At 54.4% G+C, this 24,077-nt stretch carries 19 protein-coding genes; 9 read left to right on the top strand and 10 right to left on the bottom strand.

Annotated features, from left to right (window positions below; all coding sequences use genetic code 11):
• Positions 1-37: 37 nt before the first annotated feature.
• Genes ACXAD0_RS00425 through ACXAD0_RS00455 form a run of 7 tightly spaced genes read right to left on the bottom strand, consistent with a single transcriptional unit; the run spans position 38 to position 9,363 of the window.
• Positions 38-2,029 carry an acetyl/propionyl/methylcrotonyl-CoA carboxylase subunit alpha gene (locus ACXAD0_RS00425; protein WP_475086366.1) on the bottom strand — a complete coding sequence of 664 codons (1,992 nt, stop codon included), beginning with the start codon at positions 2,027-2,029 and terminating at the stop codon, positions 38-40.
• Between the two features lie 16 nt (positions 2,030-2,045).
• Entirely contained in the window at positions 2,046-2,864 is an 819-nt protein-coding gene (locus tag ACXAD0_RS00430; protein ID WP_475086367.1) for an enoyl-CoA hydratase/isomerase family protein, read from the bottom strand.
• Positions 2,865-2,914: 50 nt separating this feature from the next.
• The gene (locus ACXAD0_RS00435) at positions 2,915-3,556 is read right to left on the bottom strand and encodes a glutathione S-transferase family protein (RefSeq protein ID WP_475086368.1); all 642 of its coding nucleotides are present in this window, start codon (positions 3,554-3,556) and stop codon (positions 2,915-2,917) included.
• Between the two features lie 5 nt (positions 3,557-3,561).
• Positions 3,562-4,734, bottom strand: a complete 1,173-nt coding sequence (locus ACXAD0_RS00440) for an acyl-CoA dehydrogenase family protein (RefSeq protein ID WP_475086369.1) — start codon at positions 4,732-4,734, stop codon at positions 3,562-3,564.
• A 13-nt stretch (positions 4,735-4,747) separates the two neighbouring features.
• Positions 4,748-6,370 (bottom strand): acyl-CoA carboxylase subunit beta, encoded by a 1,623-nt coding sequence (locus ACXAD0_RS00445; protein WP_475086370.1) that lies wholly within the window; start codon positions 6,368-6,370, stop codon positions 4,748-4,750.
• The gene (locus ACXAD0_RS00450) at positions 6,367-8,181 is read right to left on the bottom strand and encodes an acyclic terpene utilization AtuA family protein (RefSeq protein ID WP_475086371.1); all 1,815 of its coding nucleotides are present in this window, start codon (positions 8,179-8,181) and stop codon (positions 6,367-6,369) included. Before ACXAD0_RS00450 ends, ACXAD0_RS00445 begins: the two co-directional genes overlap by 4 nt.
• Positions 8,182-8,184: 3 nt before the next feature.
• Positions 8,185-9,363, bottom strand: coding sequence for a thiolase family protein (locus ACXAD0_RS00455; RefSeq protein WP_475086372.1), 1,179 nt, complete (start codon positions 9,361-9,363; stop codon positions 8,185-8,187).
• A gap of 98 nt (positions 9,364-9,461) precedes the next feature.
• Between ACXAD0_RS00455 and ACXAD0_RS00460 the strand changes: the two genes are divergently transcribed.
• Positions 9,462-10,370: a LysR family transcriptional regulator gene (locus tag ACXAD0_RS00460; RefSeq protein ID WP_475086373.1), complete on the top strand. Its 909-nt coding sequence runs from the start codon at positions 9,462-9,464 to the stop codon at positions 10,368-10,370.
• A 527-nt stretch (positions 10,371-10,897) separates the two neighbouring features.
• A complete protein-coding gene (locus tag ACXAD0_RS00465; protein ID WP_475086374.1) occupies positions 10,898-13,264 on the top strand; it encodes a TonB-dependent receptor in 2,367 nt (788 codons plus the stop codon).
• 91 nt (positions 13,265-13,355) lie between these two features.
• On the opposite strand, the gene ACXAD0_RS00470 is transcribed toward ACXAD0_RS00465, so the two are convergent.
• Both ACXAD0_RS00470 and ACXAD0_RS00475 read right to left on the bottom strand, forming a co-directional pair.
• Positions 13,356-14,210 carry a helix-turn-helix domain-containing protein gene (locus tag ACXAD0_RS00470; RefSeq protein ID WP_475086375.1) on the bottom strand — a complete coding sequence of 285 codons (855 nt, stop codon included), beginning with the start codon at positions 14,208-14,210 and terminating at the stop codon, positions 13,356-13,358.
• A gap of 200 nt (positions 14,211-14,410) precedes the next feature.
• On the bottom strand, positions 14,411-16,042 hold the full coding sequence (locus ACXAD0_RS00475; RefSeq protein ID WP_475086376.1) for a carboxylesterase/lipase family protein: 1,632 nt from the start codon (positions 16,040-16,042) through the stop codon (positions 14,411-14,413).
• Positions 16,043-16,478: 436 nt separating this feature from the next.
• Here ACXAD0_RS00475 and ACXAD0_RS00480 point away from each other — a divergent pair, with 436 nt between their 5' ends.
• The 7 genes from ACXAD0_RS00480 (at position 16,479) to ACXAD0_RS00510 (ending at position 23,183) form a co-directional block, all read left to right on the top strand.
• On the top strand, positions 16,479-18,284 hold the full coding sequence (locus tag ACXAD0_RS00480) for an acyl-CoA dehydrogenase (protein WP_475086377.1): 1,806 nt from the start codon (positions 16,479-16,481) through the stop codon (positions 18,282-18,284).
• Between the two features lie 41 nt (positions 18,285-18,325).
• The gene (locus ACXAD0_RS00485) at positions 18,326-18,784 is read left to right on the top strand and encodes a MaoC family dehydratase (RefSeq protein WP_475086378.1); all 459 of its coding nucleotides are present in this window, start codon (positions 18,326-18,328) and stop codon (positions 18,782-18,784) included.
• Between the two features lie 26 nt (positions 18,785-18,810).
• Positions 18,811-19,728 (top strand): SDR family NAD(P)-dependent oxidoreductase, encoded by a 918-nt coding sequence (locus ACXAD0_RS00490; RefSeq protein ID WP_475086380.1) that lies wholly within the window; start codon positions 18,811-18,813, stop codon positions 19,726-19,728.
• Positions 19,729-19,802: 74 nt separating this feature from the next.
• Positions 19,803-20,984 (top strand): acetyl-CoA C-acyltransferase, encoded by a 1,182-nt coding sequence (locus ACXAD0_RS00495; RefSeq protein WP_475086381.1) that lies wholly within the window; start codon positions 19,803-19,805, stop codon positions 20,982-20,984.
• 26 nt (positions 20,985-21,010) lie between these two features.
• A complete protein-coding gene (locus ACXAD0_RS00500) occupies positions 21,011-21,988 on the top strand; it encodes an alpha/beta hydrolase (protein WP_475086382.1) in 978 nt (325 codons plus the stop codon).
• Positions 21,985-22,326, top strand: coding sequence for a helix-turn-helix domain-containing protein (locus tag ACXAD0_RS00505; protein WP_475086383.1), 342 nt, complete (start codon positions 21,985-21,987; stop codon positions 22,324-22,326). Before ACXAD0_RS00500 ends, ACXAD0_RS00505 begins: the two co-directional genes overlap by 4 nt.
• The gene (locus ACXAD0_RS00510) at positions 22,323-23,183 is read left to right on the top strand and encodes an acyl-CoA thioesterase domain-containing protein (protein WP_475086384.1); all 861 of its coding nucleotides are present in this window, start codon (positions 22,323-22,325) and stop codon (positions 23,181-23,183) included. Before ACXAD0_RS00505 ends, ACXAD0_RS00510 begins: the two co-directional genes overlap by 4 nt.
• An 88-nt stretch (positions 23,184-23,271) precedes the next feature.
• On the opposite strand, the gene ACXAD0_RS00515 is transcribed toward ACXAD0_RS00510, so the two are convergent.
• On the bottom strand, positions 23,272-23,934 hold the full coding sequence (locus ACXAD0_RS00515; protein WP_475086385.1) for a DsbA family oxidoreductase: 663 nt from the start codon (positions 23,932-23,934) through the stop codon (positions 23,272-23,274).
• Positions 23,935-24,077: the final 143 nt, after the last annotated feature.

Consider the following 24,077-nt stretch of genomic DNA (forward strand, 5'->3'; position numbering starts at 1 on the left):
TTCTCTATCATCTTTATTATGTGCACTCAGCCGCGTATCAATCCGCCACTGCTTCAATCTGTATCAATAGATCATCGGCTGCGACCTGGGTTCCGGCCCGCGCCATAACATCCGTGACCACTCCGCGACTCTCGGCCGTGATCTCATAGAACATTTTCATGGCCTCGAGAATTGCCAGAGTTTGTCCGGCCTCAACCTGGTCTCCCTGACTCACCCTGATCTCGAGTAGCTGGCCATGCATGGGGGCCACGATATTGCCACCGGAGACACCTTGATCTTGCTCACCGTCATACGGGATTTCATCGCGGTAAGCGCCGTATACCCCATCGATGGAGGTATACAACGTATCGCCCGACTGAAAATAGAAGCTATCGACTCGTTCATCGTCAATCAAGCAACGGGCTGACTCGTCAGTGAGCTTCTGTAGCTCGACAATGCAGGACTGAAGATCTCCAGTAACCTTGTAGCGGCTTTTGCTCAGTGGGTGTACCAACAGGTCCGCGATCGCGTCCCCATGCCGATATCGCTTGCGCGAACACAGCGGAGTGCCACCAGACCAATTCTTCAAAGCGGGGGAAACGCTCACACTGCGGTCATAGGCCTGCTGGTTCTGCAGCTCTACGCCGATCACGGCGGCAATGGCACTATCCCGGAAAGTCGGCGTCACCTCGGCGAGCTGCGCCGCAGAAAATTCCTGTTCAATAAATGCCGTGGTTGCCAATCCCTCGATAAAGGTGTCTCTCGTCAGGCATTCAATGAGGAAATCGCGATTCGTCTTGGTGCCGAAAAGGCGGGTCGCGCGCATGGCCTTGATCAGGCGCTGACGGGCAATATCCCGGCTGGCCCCATAAGCAATGATCTTGGCGACCATCGGATCGTAAAAGGGGGAAATATCCTGATCGCTCTCGATTCCAGCGTCGACACGTATCCCCTCCCCCTCCGGCGCGACCCAGAGTTTGATCGGGCCTGAGGTGGGCAGGAACCCCTGTGCTGTATCCTCTGCGTAAAGACGCACCTCAATAGCGTGACCGCTGAGGCAGATATCGTCCTGTGACAAGCCCAAAGGCTCACCCTGCGCGACTTGAATCTGCAATGCCACCAGATCGAGGCCGGTCACCAGCTCGGTGACCGGATGTTCGACCTGTAGCCGGGTATTCATTTCGAGAAAATAGAAAGCACCACGCGCATCGAGCAAAAACTCGACGGTACCGGCACCCTCGTAATTGATGCTTTTTGCGGCCGCAACCGCGGCAGCCCCCATTCTTTCTCGCAGCGTTTCAGTCATCACCGGGCACGGTGCTTCCTCTATCACCTTCTGGTGACGGCGCTGCACCGAGCAGTCGCGTTCACCCAGGTGAATGGTGTTGCCCAGTGCATCGGCAAAGACCTGCACCTCAACATGACGCGGCTCGATAATGGCCTGCTCCAGGATGAGCTCATCCGAACCAAACGCCGACAATGCTTCAGCACGTGCGAGTTGGATGGTATTCGCCAACTCCTCGCGATTATGTACCAGGCGCATGCCGCGGCCACCACCACCGGCAGCGGCCTTCACCATCAAGGGCAATGCAATGCGTTGTGCTTCGGCCAGCAGCTTTTCATCACTCTGGTCTTCACCTTCATAGCCAGGTACGCAGGGGACATCGGCGTCAATCATGCGACGCTTCGCTTCCGCCTTGTTACCCATCAGACGGATCGCATCGGGGCTTGGGCCAATAAATGTCAGACCAACGTCACTGCACGCGCGGGCAAAATCCGCATTTTCACTCAGGAAACCGTAGCCAGGGTGTATGGCTTGCGCACCGGTCTGAGCAGCGGCCTGAAGAATCTTGTCACCCATCAGGTAGGATTCATTGACCGGGCCTGCGCCAATACATACCGCTTCGTCGGCCAGCTTTACATGCACGGCGTTTTTGTCTACCTCTGAGTAAACGGCCACGGTTCGATAGCCAAGCGACCTGGCACTACGAATCACCCTGCAGGCAATTTCCCCACGATTCGCTATCAGAATACTGCTGAACTTTCTCATCGTTATCACTCCGAAATCACTCTACCGACCAGGCCGGTTCGCGTTTTTGGACAAACGCGGTAACACCTTCCTTACCCTCTTCACTCAATAAACAGGCTGCAAATCCTTCTGCAGCAAAATCAAGCGCGGCATTTTTTGGGCGACGTGTTGATTCAAAAATAATTTTCTTGGTCATCGCATTGGCACCAGGAGCACAACTGGCGATCTGTGCGAGCACCTCTCGACATATAGTTTCCATGTCTTCGGAATCCTCCGCGAGGATATGGGCCAGCCCCAGGTCAACTGCCTCGGCACCAGTGAACTTGGCGCCGGTTAACATCAGGCGCCGCGCCTGGGTGAGACCAATGCGCTCGGTCACAAATGGCGATATCTGCGCGGGGGGAATTCCCAAACTGGTTTCACTCAACCGGAATTTGGTATCGCGAGTGACAATGGATACGTCACTCAGGCAAGCGATACCCAAGCCCCCACCAATAGCGGCACCCTCGACCAGCGTAATCACTGTCTGCGGCTGTTCGTTCAGCTTGATCAGCAGCTCTCCGAACGTACGATTGCCCCTGGCAATGTGCGTAAATATTTCTTCGTCACTGAGCGTGGTCGCTTGGCCAGAATTGAAGTCCTTGAGATTACCTCCGGCGCAGAAATAGCCACCCTTGCCGCGAATGATGAGCGTGCGAATGGAACGTTCATCGCGTATTGCGTCGAGCGTCGCATGGATTTCTCTGGTCATTTGTTCACTCAGTGCATTGCGGGCCTGGGGCTGGTTTAGCCAAAGGGTCAGTACACTGCCGCAGCGCTCGAGTAGAATTTCAGATGTCTCAGGTAGGTTCGCCATATTCGAATTCTCTATTTTTTTCTTTTTCTGGCCTTCAGGCTGTTGTTTATTCAGTGGGGCGCTGGAGCATATTCTTCTGCCCCGATATCAACGACCCGTTGAAATGCGGGCCGTGCTTTCATCCGCTGCAAATAGTCATTCACGTGGGGCTCATAGTCGCTACTGAAACCGAGGTCTTCTCCCAGCAACAGCGCATAGGCAATGTCGATGTCTGCAATGGTGAAGCGGTCGCCCACCAGATAGTCACGCTTGAGTAAATGCATATTCAGTCGCTTCAGGCGTTTCAGGAACCAGTCCCGATAGCCTTCACCGGCTAACGCCAGACCACTCTCCGCTGGCTCCATCAGCACATAGCGGATATATACTGTCTGCGGAAAGGTCAGCGTGGCATCTGCGTGGAACTGCCAGTTCAGAAAGTCTGCATAGTCGGGATGACTGGAGGGCAAACTGAATTCATGCTTGCCATAGCGCTCGACAAGATACAGGGGAATCGCACAAGACTCGGTCAACGTGACATCGCCATCGACCAGGTAAGGAACGGTCCCTAGCACGTTCGTTTCCAGGTAATCGCGCTGAAAATAGCGTGGAGGAAATGGTAGCGATACGACCTCGAATTCGATGCCCATTTCCTCCATTGCCCAGAGCGCGCGGAGTGAGCGCGCCCGATGACAGTGCCAAATCTTGATTGCCATTGGCGCTATACCCCGTACTGGCGGGACGCCAGATCACGCATGATTTCTTCAGAGCCACCCCCGATCGCCTGAACACGGACTTCGCGGTAGATGCGCTCGACGCGACTTTCTCGCATATATCCGATTCCGCCGAGAATCTGCATGGCTTCACGGGCGCAGAACTCCATGGTTTGACTGCACTGGACTTTCAGCAGCGCAATGTCGCCGGCGTTTGGCGTGCCCGCTATCAGCTCCCTGGTACAGTGATTAATGTACGCCTGGCAGTTATTGATACGCTGCTTCATTTCTGCAATTTTATGGCGGATCACCTGATGGTCCGCCAGTCGCTTGCCGAAGGTGCGACGCTGCTGGGCCCAGTCGACAGCCTCCTCCAGGCAGACCCGCGCGAAGGCTTCCATCTGCACAGCCATCCCCATCCGTTCTCCGTTGAAGTTATTGAGGATGACCAGAAAACCCTTGTTTTCCTCTCCGATGAGATAATCGACGGGCACTCTGACATTATCGAAGTAGATCGTCGCAGTATCAGAACACCACCAACCCTGCTTTTTATCCAATGCGGTACGACTCACACCCTCGGCATCCATCGGGATCAGTAGCATGGAAATGCCCCCCGCACCTTCGCCGCCAGTTCGCACCGCCGCCGACAGCCAGTTGGCATTCATACCGCCGGTAATAAAGGTCTTTGATCCATTGACGACATAATGGTCACCTTCTCGACGCGCGGTGGTTTGTAAGTTGGCCACATCCGAGCCAGCACCTGGCTCACTGATCCCGAGCGAGATGCGCTTTTGGCCACTCAATACCGCGGGCACGACCTCACCCCGGACTGCATCACGGGCAAAAGCAGCGACGGGCGGCAGCCCGATACCATGTACCATCAGGGTTGCCTGAATACCCCCCACTCCAGTGCGGGCCAGCTCTTCCGAGAGAATATTGTTGTACCAGAAGTCGATACCTTCGCTGGTCCCTCCCATGGCTTCCGGGTATCCCAGCCCGAGCAAACCCGCCTCACCGGCTTTGAGCCACAGGTCATCAGGCAGTTTGCCAGCCTCATCCCAGCCGGCCGCGAATGGCATGATTTCCCGGTCGATGAAGCGCCGCACGTGTGTACGGAACTCCTCATGCTCCGACGTGAGAAACGGGTTGCTTAAACGGGCACTGTCAAAATTCAGAGACACTGTGATTACTCCCTCAAAGCCTTGCTATGCCGAAGCTATTCGGACGTACAGTCCGATGCCTGGCTTCTCTTACGGTTTCCAGCAAGAAACCCAGCGTCTGACGCGTGTTACGCGGATCAATCATGCCGTCGTCCATCATGCGCCCGGAGGTGTAAAAGGCACTGGATTGAGAGTCAAACAGGTTCACAAGATGCGCTTCGAACTTCGCCAGGCCTTCCTCGTCCACCGGCTGGTCCTTTTCGGCGGCCTTGACACGCGCCACCATCGACATCGTCTTGCCAGCCTGCTCTCCCCCCATCACACCCGTTGAGGCATTGGGAAACGTGTACAGAAAGTCCGGGTTAAAACCGCGCCCGCACATACCGTAATTGCCTGCGCCGTAACTGGCGCCGGTCATCAGCGTAATGCGCGGCACATCGAGATTGGTCATTGCCTGAATCATCTTTGCACCGTGCTTGATCATGCCCGCCTGTTCAGACTTGGTGCCGACGATATAGCCAGTGGTGTTCTGCAAGAAGATGACCGGCACATTGGACTGGTCGCAAAGCTGGAGGAACTGTGCCGTCTTGGTGGCACCATCCGGGTCAATCGAGCCGTTGTTACCAATTACGCCACACGCCATACCCATGATGTCCGCCTGTATACAGACCGTTGCCGCACCGTAGCGCGGTTTGAAGTCCATGAAATTCGACCCGTCCACCACGCGCGCTACCAGCTCGCGCATATCGTAGGGAGTGCGGTAATCGCAGGGGATTACGCCGGCCAGTTCATCAGCGTCGTATATCGGGTCCAGGAACGCGCGACGTTTGGGGGTCAGGCAGTCCTTGTTCCACTCCAGACGATGCATGAGCTCGCGCACCATGTTGACGGCCTGACCATCGTTCTCCGCCAGATACTCCGCCAAACCCGAGGTGGTAGCATGCATTTCCGAACCGCCTAACTCTTCTTCCGTGGCGATTTCACCGGTAGCAGCCTTGAGCAGGGGCGGCCCTGCCAGAAAAGCGCGGCCGTTGTTCTTGACGGCAATCACATAATCACTCAGACCGGGCATATAGGCACCGCCGGCCGTCGACGAGCCATGCAAAATAGAGATGACGGGAATACCCGCTTTACTCAACTTTGCTAGATTACCGAACAGTGCACCGCCGCCGACAAAGCCCTCCACGGCATAGTTGACAAGATCACCACCCGCGCTTTCGACCAGATGTACGAACGGCAGTTTTTGCTCCAGTGCAATCTGCTCGGCACGCGCGATACGGAATCCTCCGGCGGTGGTCATCGCACCCGCCTGAATGCCACTGTCATCCACAACAATGACACTGCGCACGCCATTGACGAACCCGATTCCCGAAATAACCGTGCTTCCCGGTACCGACTTCTCTTCATCCTTGGTGTCAACCAGATAACCGGCCAGGTTGCCGATTTCCAGAAACGGCATGCCTGGATCTAACAGCCGCGCAAGCCGCTCCCGGGGAAGCAACTGGCCACGCGCGTCAAAGCGACTTTTACGCTTTGCCGAGATCGTCGCTCCGCGGCCATTCAGCTCCTGTAGCTTATTGACAAGGGTCAACATCTCGGCACGATTCTTCTTATAACCATCCGAGTTGGTATTGATTTTTGAATTAAAGACCGTCATTTCAATTTCTCGGCAAGAACAGTTGGAACAACAATTGGACAAGCCAATAGCAATTGGGCATAGCCTTTGCCCTGGGGATCGTTGCGAAGGCTGGCAATACCGCCGCCACCGAGAACGTCATGGAGGACAAAGTTGATAGCGTGTATGCCGGGCAGATGAAACTTCTCGACCCAGCCCTGGCCATCGGTAAAAAAGTGAGAGAATCGCGCAGCGACGAGGTCACTGGTCAATGTGGCATTGATATAGGGGAGGTATTCGGGTCTACGCGCAATGATACCAACGTTCGCATTATTCCCTTTGTCGCCGCTGCGGCCCCAGGCCAGCTTGATCAAAGGCACGGTGGTTTTTGCCTGAGGCGAATCCTCAAAAGCGAGGCGTGGAATGGTCTCGGCATCTAAAGGTATCACCGACGAAGAGTGCGAGGATGCTGCCTGCGACCCGTCGTATGCCATCGAGCGGTCATCAAAATGCAGCTTAATGCTGACCTGGCTCTTCGGTACCAATAGCGAAAATAGGCGTACCACCGGTGAGATTTTTGGGCTGTTTCCGCCAAATCCGGAAAGTCCGGGAGGTGTCGCCAGTGCCAGCTCGGCCAACTGCTTGAGCATGACGCCAACCCCGAGTCGGTCAGGGTGTTTAACCGCGATCTTCATCGCCAGCTCGTCGCAGCGCTCGCTGTGCCGGTACTGGCCAAATTGGCTGCCGGCACCGATCAACTCAATGGAGGTCTCACTGAAGTCCGGCAGCCCAAGGAAATTCAAAGCCTCGCGTGAGGCGCGGAGCACAGCATCCGCAAGCGCCGTTGCCCGCTTGTCCGCATCGAATCCATAGAAGCTAAGGTAGGTGCCACCTCGATATTGATCGGAATAGGTTGCACTCACTTTATAGTTTTCAGGTGCTGGCTTGCCCCTGGCGCCGGTAACGCGTACCCGATCGGCAGACAATTGCTTGATCTCAACGGCAGTAAAATCACACACGACATCAGGCAAAATATATTCCGATGGATCCCCTATCTCATACACCAACTGCTCTGCAACCGTGCCCACAGAAACCAGTCCACCGGTGCCATCAGGCTTGTCACAAATGAAACTGCCGTCATTTGCGATCTCTGCGACGGGATATCCGATATTGTGACGGTCTCTAACGTCTTGCCAGTCTGTGAAGTTACCGCCGGTAGCCTGCGCCCCGCACTCCAGGATATGACCCGCCAGCGAGGCACCCGCAAGCCAGTCAAGATCTTCGGCCGTCCAGTTAAATTGATAGATGCACGCCCCCAGGGTGACCGCACTGTCAACACATCGACCGGTAATGACGATGTCGGCCCCCTGCTTTAGCGCCTGCGCAATAGGGAAGGCACCGAGATAGGCATTAATACTTTGTACAGACTCTGGGTCTGGAAAATCGTCGCCGCTAAACATTTCATGGACGCCGACAAACGATTGCTTCTGCCCCGTCAAATCATCACCTTCGATCCAGGCGACTTTCAGGTCCAGGCCCTGCTCAGCGATAATCGCTTTCAGCGCTTCGGCGCAGGCATATGCATTGACGCCACCGGCATTCGAAACAATTTTGATTCCGCGTTCGGCGATGGTATTCAGATTGGGCCCCATCGCCTCAGTGAGGAAGCTCAGTGCATAACCTTTTGAGTCGTCTTTGGATCGCGCCCTTGCCAGCAAGGACATTGTCACCTCGGCAAGATAGTCGTAGACAATAAAGTCCAGGCGCTCGTCTTGTAGTAGTTGCGCTGTCGCTCGTGCGGAGTCGCCCCAGAAACCGCTGGCGCCGCCAATAAATACAGAGGTGTTGTTCATGGCTTACACCCGCTCCAGCAGAACCGACATGCCTTGACCGGCACCCAGGCAAAGAGACAACACTGCGTAGCGCCCACCACAGTCGAGCAAATGATCCATTGCGGTCAGTGCCATGCGGACACCAGTCGCACCTGGGGGATGTCCGATGGAGATACCGCCGCCGTAGAGATTGGTGCGCTCCCGGGGAATACCTAACTGCTGCTCCGCATGCAGATTCACAACGGCAAAGGCTTCATTGATTTCAAAATAATCAATATCTGCCACCGTGAGGCCGTGCTTTTTCAACAAGCGATCAATCGATGGAACTGGACCGCACCCCATAATGTGTGGTGGCACTCCAATCACATCCCAATCGACCAGCCTGGCTTTTGGGGTAAGCCCCTGTTGGCCGGCACTCTGTCGATCTGCGACCACAACAAATGCCGCACCATCGGTCATGCCGCTGGCATTACCTGCCGTCACTTTGCCGCCCTCGCGAAATACGGGTTTCAGTGACGACAACTTTTCCAGGGTCGTTTCGCGTGGATACTCATCCACCGCAAACAACCGGGAACGCTTTCTCTCCTGCACCTTGATCGGTGCAATCTGACGCGCGAGAAAGCCGGACTCAATCGCACTTGCGGCACGCTGCTGGCTGAGTAGCGCGTACTCATCCATCGCTTCACGCTGATAGCCAAATTGATCTGCAAGATTTTCTGCCGTCGTCCCCATCAAAGCGCGGTCAAAGGGATCCCGGTAGGCGTAATCAATGGCATCAACCACTTCGCTGCTACCTCGCCTGACTCCCCAGCGACTATCAGTCAAGACATAGGGTGCCCGAGAGGTATTTTCATAGCCGCCGGCTAGCGCAACCTTGCTGTGGCCAGTCATGATCTGTTCCGCGGCAGACACAATCGCCTGGATGCCCGACCCGCAGGCGCGGGACACGTTCAGGGCGCAACTGTCTTCGGCCATGCCGATATTCAGGGCCACGAGACGACTGGCAAAGTAGCCTCCCTGATCGACCGGGATTACATTGCCGCAAACGAGATGATCAACGGTGCTTGCCGCCAACCCAGCACTATCGAGGGTCGCTTTCGCGGCATGGGCAGCGAGATCCGTCCCCGCTATGTCCACGAGAGACGCTCCAAAATCGCCGAAGGGCGTGCGCTTACCGCCACACAAGACAACGTCGTTATTCATACAGACCAGGATGTTTGTTCTTATCGTCGTGGTTGCATCGTCATATCAGGCTGCCATAATGTCTAATACCTTTTTTTGCCGAACTATAAGAATAAGTTATGAGAGAGCGCCTGGATTTCCGCAAACTGAGATATGTCGTTGCCGTCGCGGAGGAAAAATCCTTCACTGCGGCGGCACAACTCCTGTCTATTTCCCAGCCCGCGCTGACCCGCTGCATCTCCGAAGTGGAAGATGATTTAGGTACACAGCTATTTCATCGCCTGGCCAGAGGCGTCTCCGTCACGGATGAAGGGGAGGAATTTGTACAGCGGGCAAAGACGCTGCTGGCGGATCTGAAGGCGTTGGGTCAGGACTTCCGACATGGCACAGGCCAGGTCCGCGGCCATCTGAGACTGGGCGTGACGCCGGGGCCGTTCCTTTCTGTGGCAGCGTCGGCAGTGGCGGAGTTTGCCGCCGACCACCCAGAGATTGATATCGTCACAACGGCAGGGCGACCCGGCGAGATCGTACCAAGACTGGAGACCGGTGAGCTGGATGTGGTACTGAGTACAACTGCCTATATGAAGCAATGGCCAGAAAACCCGATCGAGAACGTAGCGCCGCTTGAGTTCTCCTACATGATTCGCAAGGGCCACCCGGTTGAACACCAGGCTGGAATGACCGCAGACGATATTCTCAATTACCCGGCGATCCTACCGGCCACCAGTGACTGGATGCATCGTGATCTGGCAGCCCTGCATGAGCGATTGCGCCTGCCGCCGGCTAAAGCCACTTACCTGACCGACGACTTCACACTGGTCTTCTCGCTACTGAATAGAACGAACGCGTATTACCCTCTCGTTTCCGTAAAGAGCACACTCGAAGAACTCGGAAAGCAATTCAGTATGATGCCCGTCAGCCGTGCGATATCGAATCAACACCTGGTACTGGCTTTTGCCAAGACCAGAGCGTCCTCGCCTCTGGTAAAAATACTCGCGCCAATTCTGAGACAGATGCTCTCCGAGTGAGGGCCCGGGCCGGTCAATACGCAAAACACTGCTGGGCGACTGAATACAACTAATTTCTTACTGACGATTCAATTATGGAATAGCAGCGCTTGCGAAGCTGTGAGCCGACTTCATCAGCCAACGCACGTCTCGCAGGATAACGCCCGAAGACCAATAGGCAGCACAGATTGGACGCGGGCAAAAACAAACCGATACACTAACTGTCTGCCCTACAGGTCGAGAAAGGCGCCTCCGTGACCAATAAGAAAACATCGTCACGGACCGGATCAGCGTAAATCCCGATGAACTGAAAACGCGTTTTGAATCAATAGACTAGAAAAATTTTATGGCAGCGATACTGCCTTCTAGCACCGACAAAACAACAGGGTAGAAGCATTAGTAAATGTTATACCTCGGCCGTAAAAGGTATTGGACTTTATAGGTCACCAAACCGACCATCTCACTATGTCAGAAGCGACAAGAGCTCCTGCTCATCGCTGTCTGCCAAAAAAATCTGCCACTACAAAACAATAATGAGGGCTGGTTAAGTGAGCCAAAACACGCAGCGATTTACAAAAAATTTACTGGCGTTGGCGGTAGCAGCGCCACTCGCCACTTACGCTCAAGCACAACAGGATTCTCAAACGGCCATTGAGGAAGTTGTCGTGACGGCTGAGCGTCGTGCACAGAGCATCCAGGATGTCTCTATTTCAATGTCGGCCATCACCGGCGATGAATTAGATACTCTCAACAAGGTGTCAATGGAAGATTACATCACCGGCATCAGCGGCGTGGGCTTCACCCGTGAGGGTAACGGCTCCATCAAGCTGGGTCTTCGTGGTGTCAGCCCCATTGGCCAGGACGCCTATGGCCTGGCACGATCAGTCTCCACTGTGGGCATGTATCTGGATGATGTGGCCATTCAAGGCGGAGGCGGTTTACCGGACATCAATCTTTACGACCTGGATCGGGTCGAAGTGCTGAAAGGGCCGCAAGGCACCTTATATGGCGACGGCGCCATGGGCGGTGCCATTAAACTCATCACCAACAAGCCAGATCTTGAAGCATTCAGTGCGAAAGCGGAGGCCGTATTGATCGGCACCAAAGGTGCCGACCTCGGCCATAGAGTGCGCAGTGCGGTGAGCATTCCACTCATTGATGGCCAGCTCGCCACGCGCATCGTCGGTAGCACGGAAGCAAAGAAAGGCTGGATCGACAACGTCGCTACCGAAGAAGATGCCATCAATAGCGCTGACAACTGGTCATTGAGAGCTGCGACTTTATGGCAAGTCTCTGATGATTTTTCATTAGATCTTCTGCTAATGCATGACGATCAAGACTCGAATGCCTATGCTGAGGAAGTCATCGGGCTTGAGCGCAATCAGACTTCTTTGCTCGAAGACCAGTACAACCAGTCGCAAATTGATCTTTATGCGCTGACCGCCAAGTATGACTTTGGCTTTGCTGAACTCAGTTCCATTAGCTCGGTGTATGAACGCGAGCGGACCTATGCCACTCGCGTGAACTTCTCACTGGATGAGTTTTTTGTTCCCTTTGTACTGACCCAGATTGTCGGTGACCCGACACCCCTGTTCGCCCCACTGGGGCTCTCCGCACATTCTCTGCTGGGCGTGTACGATGAAGAGAAGACGGTGACTCAGGAGCTTCGCCTGGTCTCCAATGGCGATGAGTTCATCGACTGGACGGTAGGCCTGTTTTACCGAGATCGCGACCGGGATGTATGCACCACTTACGACAGCCAAGGCCTGCCAGCGCTCAATGCGTATTTGCCTGACTTCTTCATGCTCGATCTCCTTGCGGCCACATTTGACTGCGCAGTGACTCCGGCCTCAGGACTGGATGCCGTTGGCCGAAACGCGGCAGAAAAGTTCGAACAGCAAGCAGCCTATGCCGAGATGAATGTTGAACTGTCGGAAACGATCGAATTAACGGCCGGCTTCAGATACTTTGACGAAGAGGTAACCTTTAGCGACAGCACTGAGGCATACGGTGTTTTCGACTCTGTACTGATGTTCGGCATTGACAGCTCTAACAATAGCGTACGCGATGAGGATGTGTTGTTTAAGCTGGGATTGAGCTGGGCACCGAACGACAGTCAGCTCTACTATTTCAATGCCGCAGAAGGCTTCCGCTCTGGTGGTACCAACTTACAGGGTAACGACACCCTGGACCCTGAGCGCTTCGCGACTTACGCTTCTGACGACCTGATCAGTTATGAACTGGGCGCAAGGACCGTATGGAACAATGATCGACTCGTGTTAAATGGTGCGATCTTCCATACGGACTGGAGCGATGTGCAATCTGCACTTTCAGTACCAACCACCACCAATACGACCATTGTGCTGACGCCCGGGGGCGAAGTCGAAATCCAGGGTATAGAACTGGAAGCGATGTATCTCGCCGCCGACAATCTCACCCTTGGGGCAGCGATCACCAGCCAAAAAGCGGAGTACACCGATCCGCTGGCCGACTCAAATATCCTGGCCGGTTCGGCACTCCCCAATGCCCCTGAGCTGACGGGCTCCTTCTTTGCGGAGTACAACTATTCTTTGGGTGGCGGCGATATTTTTGCCAGAATCGAATATCGCTACGTCGATGACCAGCGTACGCTTACGGAACCGGAGGTGGAGCCGAGCCCAATCATCCCGCTCGCACCAACAGCACCGTACGATGATGATGCCGCAATTCTGCCTAGCTATGAACTGGTAAACCTGAATGCAGGTTTTATGACCGAGCGTTGGTATGTGACCGGCTACGTTCAGAACCTGTTTGATGAAAACTATTATACTGCTTACGGCTTCGGGCAATCCTTTGTTACCGACTCCCCTAACCCCACGTCGCGATATGTAGGCATGCCACGCACCGTTGGTGTTACGGTCGGCACAAGTTTCTAAGCGTGGTTTAAACGCAGTACAGAAAGCCTCGAGGCCTCGACGCCGAAAGGCCAGTGCGATATCGCACTGGCTTTTTTATTTCATTGCCAACTCAGTAGAACAAAAGCGGATGCTCGAGATTTCCCTCGGTAAGCTCAGACAAATCCAGGTCATCCTTTTCTGGATATAACGTATTGATCGTCAAATGCGGCTCTGAAACGTAGGCATTGGGGCCCATAGCGCCAACGGTCTGGCTGACGCTGAAAAATTTTCGCAGGCTTCCATCAATATCCACTTGCACGCGATAACTGGCCATGGGTTCCAATCTCGCACCACGTTGTTGCCAGTCTGCGGGTACGTTTGGCGATGCCTTTAGCCGCTCCAAAAGTTCTTGATTCTCCTGGCTGCCCGTCATCAGAACGACCTGCTGAATCGACATCAGAATGACCGACAATGTGTCCTCCCAGCCGCTCATCATATTGCCGGCACCCTGACGACTGAACAGGAAGTCAAAATGGTTGGAAACCTGCGCCAGCTTCTCCGGCGAGATACATGTCTGGAAAAAGCCGACCCAGCCCCGGTTTACCATCAGAATATTACTTGAACCATCCAGCAGAACCGCGGGGTAGGGGTCGAGTGCGCGCAAACTCAACGTCATGGCCTTGCGCAACCAGCGCATTTCGGGGTCGTGGAAACTGACTTTTTTAACACGCGGGTTGAATCCCGCTGAAATGAGCAAGTGATTGGTATCTCTTTCCCCCAGCGATAGTTCCCTGGCCACGCCGTCGACCATGGATTTACTGGGATAGACTCGTCCATTTTCCATTCGACTGATATGACGCGGCGAGGAATCCACTCTGAAGGCCAATTCTTCCTGACTCAGCCCATGCACACCGCGCCAGAATTTCAGCAGGCGGCCAAAAGCCAGGTCATTGACGATATTGTTGTCATCATGACGATCAGACATTCTTTAACTACCTCTCATCAAGATCTTGCTCGATCTCAATTGCGCAATTACTCACCCTGACACTCATCCTACCAGATTGGAGATTCATCAGTAATTGAGTCAACGCGGCCTCCCTGTCTCGGCATGGCAGACGAGCGAAGCCAGTCGTCAGTGGATGACAGGTCGAGTCTTGATGCAGGAATACGTCGTTCTGTAAGGCACTAGGCGGGTCGACGGGCGTCCGGGCGGAATTCATTCCACCGATCAGCTTCAAACTGATGTACCGCAGATTCGACGTGGGGCCGCTTTTCGACAATCAGGCATTCCTGCCGGTCGTTTGAGTATTGCGGCCACGCCGGCATACCCGCACCATTTGGGTTACCGGTTCTGGCAAACTGGATGATGGTATTAGACCAATCCTGAGCCAGGCGAATTGCGTCGGCGTCATAGCGGTCATACCAGAGGCCATCTTGTGCCAGGTCGTCTCGGGCAAAATTGTTGAAGGTAAACTCCATCTCGGCTGCATGGCAGGCGCCTAGTTTGTAGCCCAGCGGATTCTTCTGCACCGGTTCGTCAAAGCGGTACATCCAGACATCGCGCCCGGCGCTGCTCGCCCACTCCGCAGACAGGTAAGCGCTACTTTGGAAACTCTCTCCCCATACCCTGTCATGCAGTTGCTTCAGGCTGTCACCGGGGTGATCCTGCTTGAGCCTGGCAAGATATCCATCGGTATCATGCCCACCCGTTGTCAGCGCGGCGAAGACCGGAATGATTGATTTGAAGGCGATACGCGGGGTAATCAGGCTGAACAGGGTGCCCTCATCGTGATTGGACCCAATAATGAGAGGGACGCCATCTGCTCCCTGAGCTTGCACTGTGTCCCGGATACTGCGGGTCACCACGACACCATCGACAAAGCCTCCGGAGAAATACCCGGCCCTGGCCTGCACTTTCAGTATTTCTTCCGCCGGCAGATCCCGTAGCGCGTCCGGTATCGATTCCTTTTTGTCCAGCTTGAGATACTTTTGCAGGTCCGCAGTGTTGTCGATGGGGGGATTGAAAATATCCATTCCACTGTGCACTACGGCCCTATTGAACAGGCCACTTGCGGCGGGGGCACAGATCAATGATGACACCGATGAGCCGCCTGCAGACTGCCCGAAAATGGTGACATTGTTGGGGTCTCCACCATAGTCTGAAATATTGTCCCTGACCCACTCTAGGGCCAGGATCTGATCACGAATACCGTTGGCTGCGGATCCTGCATACTGTTCACCAAACATGGACAGATCGCAAAACCCGAGCAGGCCAAGGCGATAGTTGATCGATACCACGACCACATCACCCTGCGCCGCGAGTACGTGCCCCGGATAACCGTTTCCAGTGCCAAAAATATAGGCCCCGCCATGGATCCAGAACAGGACAGGGCGGCCGGCGCCCTCAGTGGACGGGGTGTATACACTGAGAAACAGACAATCCTCTGACTGATTCTGCATGTTGGGTTCTTGAGTGCTACGGTCAGCTTTGGGCTGAATCGACGAGGACGGAAAGCGCACGGCCTCGAAGAGGCCTTCCCAACCACTGGATGCCGTCGGGGGCATAAACCTCCTGTCGCCGATTGGTGGCTCTCCATAGCGAATACCGAGAAAGGCCATCACCCGGCCTTGTGCTGTCGATTTTTCCAGTCCGACGATCTGACCCTGCTTTGTATTGACTGGTCCGGTTTTTTGCCAAGTCTCGATATTGCTGAACCGATTTCGGTGCGGCCCAATCAGATCAGACAATTTATGGCCCAAGATGAACCATAAACCCAGTGTCAACGCCAAGATGGAAAGGCCAAGAGCAATCAGCATGGTGATTTTATCCGCATTAATCCTCAGGGCATCATCAACAAGGCACCCTATATTGTCCAATACCTTTTATCCTGTACGCATAACATTGAATTATGGGTTTTTAAAATATTAGCCTCACAAAAGCCTGGTGGCGTTCTGGCCCCGAAACCCGAATGTCTTTCCCCAACTCCCCAACGCTTGAGTGAACAACAATGCTCTTGTCGAGGCCGTCAGGGATAAGGTCTCCAGGAACCAACTCCCCTCATCGAGACAGGCCTCAGCCCTCACAAATGGCCGCCACCGGCAACTTCACTGACAGTCTTCCGAAACTTGACCTCTCAGGTCATGTCCATCCGTCAATCCGAGCTCGACAATAGATCTCAATCGATAGGTGGGCTCTCCTGCCGAAGTCGGCGGCGATCCCAGAACAATCCGTACAAGTAAAACAGGTGAAACCATGCCCGCACCCCTGATGAACGACCGCGATCTTGAGTTTATGTTGTATGAACTGTTTGACGCTGAAGGGCTAACGCGACGCCCACGGTACGCGGAACACAACCGCGAGACATTCGACGCGACATTGAAGACGGCCAAGGCCGTAGCGGAAAAACACTTTTTACCCTTCCGCAACAAGGCGGACAAAAATCAGCCTACCTTTGATGGCGAAAAGGTCCAAATGATCCCGGAGATCAAGCCCGCGATCGATGCGATGATCGAAGCCGGGCTCGCGTCCTCAACAGCGGACTTCGAACGTGGCGGCATGCAGCTGCCCGGTATTGTAGCGAGCGCCGCTGGCACCTATATCGGCGCGGCCGGTGGGGTCGCGACGGGCTATACCAGCCTGACCAGTGCGAATGCCAACCTGATTGAAGCGTATGGTTCACCGGAGCAGATTGAGAAGTGGGTCGTGCCCATGCGCGAAGGACGCTTTGCCGGGACCATGGCCATGACGGAGCCGGGCGCGGGTTCTGGCCTTGCCGACCTGACGACTTCCGCAGTCAAGGATAATGACGGTCTCTACCGCATCACCGGCAATAAGATCTTCATTTCTGGCGGCGACCATGAGCTGAACGAGAACATTGTCCACCTTGTTCTCGCGCGTATTAAGGGTGCCCCCAAGGGAGTAAAAGGCATCTCGCTGTTTATCGTCCCGAAATACCTTGTCAACGACGATGGCTCTCTGGGCCCACGTAATGAAGTTGCCCTGGCAGGTCTTTTTCACAAAATGGGTGGCCGAGCGCAAACATCAACGGCCTTGAATTTTGGGGAACAGGACGGTGCGGTTGGCTATCTGGTTGGCGAGGAAAACAAAGGTCTGATGTACATGTTCCACATGATGAATGAAGCACGCATCATGGTGGGGACCGGAGCAGCGATTACCGCTCTTGCAGGCTACCAATACTCTCTCGACTACGCCAAAGAGCGACCACAGGGTCGCCTGCTTTCCTCAAAAGACCCTCATGCGTCGCCGGTGAACATCATCGAGCATCCGGATGTCCGCCGCATGCTGCTGGCTCAAAAGGCTTACTCTGAGGGTGCCCTCGCGCTGTGCCTGTTAGGTACGCAACTCTCCGATGATGAACACACCGCTGAGACCGAAGAAGAGAAGCAGGCCGCCCATGAGCTGTTGGACTTTCTGACACCAATCATCAAAACCTGGCCATCGGAGTACGGGCCGAAAGCAAATTATCTCGCCATCCAGGTCTTGGGTGGCCATGGATACATCGACGAACACCCTGTCGAGATGTTCTACCGCGATAACCGTCTAAACCCAATTCATGAAGGTACCACCGGGATCCAGTCTCTGGATCTACTCGGCCGAAAAGTGCCCATGAATAATTTCGCTGGATACAAAGCCTGCCTGAGCGCAATTGCAGAAACCACCGAAACAGCAAAACAGGCTGCGAACCTCGGCCAGTATGCCGAAGAGCTCGAGCAAGCCGTTGCCACCCTGAAGACCACCACCGATGCCGTGATGGCGGCCACGCAAGCGCAAAACCTCGATGCGGTTTTCTCAAACTCCGTGAAGTATTTGGACATGTTCGGCCATATCGTTATCGCGTGGCTTTGGCTGAAACAGGGACTCGTCGCGGAAGCGGCCCTGAAAAAAGAGCCACACGAAGACGATGAACACTTCTATCGCGGAAAGCTCCAGGCAATGCAGTACTTTTATCGAATTGAGCTCCCCGAAGTATTCCACTGGGCAAAAGTCGTTGCCGAGATAGACACCACCAGTTATGACATGAAGGCCGAGTGGTTCTAGCCTGATCCATATATTGTTAATAAAAGAATAGAGATCGCGGAATGAAAGTTATATCCCGAGAACGCGCGTTGACCATGGTTGGTGAACAGCTGGAAACGACCGCTTGGTTTACCGTCACACAGGAACAAATCAACCAATTCGCCGATTGCACGCTGGACCACCAGTTTATTCACGTGGATCCAGAAAGGGCTGCGGAAACGCCGTTCGGCTCCACCATCGCCCATGGCTTTCTGAGCCTTTCAATGCTGTCTCACTTTGCCGAATCGTTTGGTGTCGTTATTGAAGGGATTTACACCGCCATCAACTATGGGTTTAACAAGGTGCGCTTTATCGCGCCGGTGCATGTCAACAAACGGATTCGTTGCCACGCGCAGGTGTCGGATGTTGTCGAAAAGAAACCCGGGCAGTTCATGATCACCTATGCGGTCGAAGTCGAGATCGAGGGGGGCGACAAACCCGCCTTTAAGGCTGAGTGGCTGACTATGCAAATGGTTAAGTGACGAAACAATCAAAAAGAGAAAAGACTATGAGTATTTCATTTGAAGGTCAGGTGGCCATCGTTACCGGTGCCGGGAATGGCCTGGGTAGATCCCATGCACTCGAACTCGCAAAACGCGGAGCCAAGGTGGTCGTTAACGATCTGGGCGGTGCCCGGGATGGTAGCGGCACCTCTTCGGAAGCGGCCAGACAAGTCGTGCAACTGATCGAAGAACGAGGTGGCGAGGCGTTTGCACATGGCGCCAACGTTGCCAACTACGATGAGGTACAGGACATGGTTCGACAAACCCTGGAAATATGGGGACGTGTCGACATTCTGATCAATAACGCCGGCATCCTAAGGGATAAGTCTTTCGGCAAAATGGATCTCTCCGATTTCCAGCTGGTGATGGACGTACACCTGATGGGATCCGTGAATTGCTGCAAGGCAGTCTGGGACATCATGCGGGAACAGAATTACGGCCGTATTGTGATGACCACCTCTTCCAGCGGCATGTATGGAAATTTTGGCCAATCGAACTATGGCGCCGCCAAAATGGCTGTCCTCGGACTAATGAATACCCTGGTGATTGAAGGTGCAAAAAACGATATTCGTATTAACGCACTCGCTCCGACAGCTGGCACCAGAATGACAGAGGACTTGATTCCGGAAGAAATTTACAAGCTGATGACGCCCGAGTCGGTAACGGCCGGTGCTCTGGCCCTGTGCCATAAAGACGCGCCCAACCGGCTGATTCTTTGCGCTGGCGCTGGCGGTTATGCCAGTACCCGCCTGTTCGAGACAGACGGCACATTCTTGCCTCCAGAACAGCAAACACCAGAAGCGGTTATTGAAAGTATGGCCGCCATCAATGACATCGCCAATCAGGAAGACCTCCAGTCTGGTGCAAAACAGACGGAGAAGTTCCTGACAAAAGCCATCACTTATTTCAAAGGCATTGAGTGAGTCACCGCTGACCCTTTACTAACGATACCCGTCGCCGCACCAGCCGGCGATCTATTTTAGATACGGAAAAACCTATGAAAGAAGCTGTCATTGTTTCGGTAGCGAGAACACCCATCGGCAAGGCCTATCGGGGCGCATTTAACGATACGGAGTCACCATCACTCTCCTCCTTCGCTGTCAAGGCGGCCGTCGAGCGTGCCGGGGTTGAGCCAGCGGAAATTGAGGACTGTATTTTTGGGGCTTCCATCCAGCAAGGCACACAGTTTGCGAATCTGGGCAGGCAGGTTGCGCTGGCTTCCGGGCTGCCGGCCAGTGTGGCGGGCATGACCATCGACCGGCAGTGCTCTTCCGGCCTGATGACGATTGCTACGGGTGCGAAGCAGATTATCCATGACGGTTCGCCGATGCTGATTGCAGGCGGCTGCGAATCCATTAGCCTCGTCCAGAATGAGCATATGAACCTGCATCGGGTGGTCGACCCGAAAGCTGTGGCCAACTCGCCGAGCATACATATGCCCATGCTGGATACCGCCGAGGTGGTTGCCAACCGCTATGCCATTTCCCGGAGCGCTCAGGATGAGTATGCCCTGGTTTCCCAGCAGCGCACCGCTGCGGCTCAGGCTGCCGGGAAGTTTGATGAGGAAATTATCCCGGTCACCACCGTAAAAGCGGTCCATGACAAAGCCACCGGTGAAGTCAGCAAGCAAGAAATCACATTGTCGCGCGATGAGGGCAATCGGCCTCAAACGACCTTCGATGATCTGGCAGCGCTCAACCCTGTCAGGGAGGGTGGCTGTATTACCGCGGGCAATGCCTCCCAGCTGTCCGATGGTGCAGCGGCGGTGTTAATGATGGACGGGAAACTGGCGGAACAACGGAATCATGAACCACTGGGTGCATACCGCGGTTTGGCGGTTGCCGGATGCGAGCCCGATGAAATGGGCATCGGTCCGGTATTCGCGATTCCCCGACTGCTCGAAAGGAACGGCCTGACGATCGATGACATCGGTTTGTGGGAACTGAACGAAGCATTTGCCTGCCAGGCAATTTACTGCCGTGACAAGCTTGGAATTGACCCGGAAAAATATAATGTGAATGGCGGTGCGATTTCCATCGGGCATCCGTATGGAATGAGCGGTGCACGAATGGTCATGCATGCGCTGCTCGAGGGCAAACGGCGCGGCGTGAAATACGTGGTAGTGACGATGTGCGTCGGTGGCGGAATGGGCGCTGCCGGCCTGTTTGAAGTCTTTTAAGACCAAGTAGCCATGGCGGTAATGCAATGGATATTCGCAAAGAATTGCTGCACGAAGATTTACAATCCAGCTACGCGGGCTTGATGGCGTTCACAGCCGCGTTCAAGGTCCGCCTTTTTAGAAGGATATTTGACTGGGTAACTAAACGGAATTTAGTTGGTAAAGATATAGACGACCTGCACTGCGACGAAGTCTATATACCGTGCGCACAGAGTGACCGTGAAATACGAGTAAGAATCTATCGACCTCTATCGGCGGCCACGGCATTGCCAGCCATGCTGTATCTCCATGGCGGCGGTTATATCGGCGGCGTACCCGAGGCATCGGCGGAGGCAATCCGCCAATTTATTCACAAGAAGTCCTGCGTGGTAATAGCGCCGGATTATCGAAAGGCGGGGGACCACCCCTATCCCGCTGCCCTTGATGACTGCCACCAAACACTGCGGTGGGCCAGTAGGTATGCAGAGGAACTCGGCATTCTTAACCGTAAGTTCATTATCGCGGGTCATAGCGCGGGCGGGGGTCTCACTGCCGCCCTTACTCTGAAGCTGAGAGAGTCGGACGATATCGATATCGCATTCCAGATGCCGATCTATCCGATGATCGATGACCGCCAACCGGAGGACCCCAACAGAGCGATCGCCTCTCCCGTCTGGGACACGGCGCTCAATCGTATTGGCTGGTCACAGTATCTGAAGGACCTGCACCTTGCCGGTGAGGATATTCCTGAGCACGCCGCTCCAGCCAGATGCACAGACTATAGGGGTCTGCCGCCAACCATTTCCTTTGTTGGTACCTGCGAGCCATTTTACTGGGAGGTGGTGGAATTCATGGAGAATCTCGAGCGCGCCGGCGGCACTATACGCTTCAAGGTTTTTGAGGGGTGCTTCCATGCATTTGAGCTTGTTCGATCGAAAGCCACCATTAGCCAGGAAGCATGGCGCTTTCTTCTAACGAGCTATGCGGAGTTCTATGACGCTTATGTGGCAGGGCAGCATTCATGAAGACGTACTCGGACCAGGTAGTTTACTTATTGGGAAAACACGCTGATGGTTTCGACTGCGTCAGTCTCGATCAGATCGTAAAAATCATGAAAACTTCCAGGACCACACTGACGCGACGACTGAAAGATGAAGGGACGACTTACCGGGAACTGAAAAACTTGTTTTTTGAGAAAAAAGGCAAAGACCTGCTGGCACGCTCCGAGCTATCCATCGAAGAGATTGCCTATGAGGTTGGCTACAAGGATGCAGCCAGCTATATGCGCGCGTTTAAGAAGAGAACCGGCGTAACCCCGTCGACCTTTCGACGTAGCCACAGCAGCCCAAGAAAATACGCATGAGTAGAGAACTTACCGACCTTATAGAGATTCTCAATGTCGATGAAATTGATTCAGGTTTATACAAGGGAAGAAGCCAGGATCTCGGCTTCCCAGCGCTATATGGTGGCCACGTGCTCGGCCAGGCCGTTGCCGCCGCTCAGAAGACAGTGAAGACTGAACAGCGCATCCACTCTCTCCATTCGTACTTTTTGCTACCCGGCGATTCACACAAACCCGTTATTTATCAGATCGATAATGTGCGCGACGGTAAAAGCTTCAGTACGCGCAGGGTGAAGGCGATACAGGGTGGACGCGAAATCTTTATTTTAATTGCGTCATTTCAGTATCCAGAGTCTGGCTTTGATCATCAGACACAAGCGCCGAAGGTACCCAAACCGGGAGAGAACAACTTTCCGACTGAACACTTGCGTCGCGCCAATAGTAGGCAAGAAGCAGCGTCCGCAAAAGGCATCGCGCCGAATGGCTTCGAATTCAGGCCCCTGGCAATCTATGACTGGGGCAACCCCACGCCCAGGGAGGGAAATTTTGCAGCGTGGATCAAAGCCAAAGGTGACTTGCCCGACATACCCCAGTTGCATAACAGTCTGCTCGCCTACGCATCAGACTACAACTTTCTAGCCACCTCGCTTATGCCCCACGGTGCAAGTTTCCTCAAAGGGAAATTGCAGATCGCCACCATTGATCATTCTGTATGGCTACACCGACCCATCAAATTCGACAGCTGGTTACTGTTTGATATCTCAAGCCCCTCTGCCAGCAATGGCCGTGGTCTGGTGAAAGGTCACCTTTATGATCAAGAAGGCACTCTGATTGCGACGATGGTGCAAGAAGGCGTCATCCGGCAACTAGCCAGCTAGCGCGAGACATGGGCGCGTAGCGCTGTATCCACGCCAGCGCAGGAAGGGCTGCCTCCCAGGTTTCGACGATGCATCAGCTGGGGTCGCGTTATCCCGGCGCCGAATTTTTGTCGACGATTTGCGCCAGCTGCCGCTCGAAAGTTGCGACTTCCTGTGCACCACTCAAGGCGGACTCGCCATCGAACACAAACAGTGGCACCCCTCTTACCCCCTGACCAAGCACCAGCTTTTCCAGCTGTCGCACAGCTTGTGCATAGGTTTGCTCCGCGAGGACCCTGCGCGCTTCCTGGCCATCCAGGCCGACTGCTTCTGCGGCTGCCGCCAGCACCTCGGTATCACTCACATCCTTGCGACTGGCGAAAAAGTCCTCAAACAGGCGCAAGCTCAGGGGATGCTGCTGGTCGTTTTCCGCGGCCCAGTGCAGCAGCTGGTGGGCGTTAAAGGTGTTGACCATACGCATGTCATCAAAATAATCGAAGGTAAAGCCGATATCCGCGCCCAGCGCCGTCAGCTTGCGGCGTGCCGCCTCACTTTCTCCCGGTCGGGTACCGTACTTTTCTGCGACATGCTCGCGCAAATTTTGCCCTTCCGCAGGCATATCCACGTTGAGCTCGAAAGGCATCCAGTAGATCGTCGGTTCTATCGCGTCGGCAAAGCGCTGCAGTGCCTGCTGTAAGCGATAATAACCAATCACACACCAGGGACAGACGACATCAGAAACAATGTCGATGCGAATAGGCAGCTTTTTCATTTGAACTCATTTCGTTCGTTGTGTGGCCGAGTGCCGGTAGGTGTCGGGAGTTTAGTCTATTTCGACCCACACCCCCATCGCGCGCCCACTCCATGCGCTAGCGGCCAGCAAAGCGTTGTATTAATGTGCCAGTTGATATACAA

This window comes from Microbulbifer sp. ABF4_148, assembly GCF_056158985.1.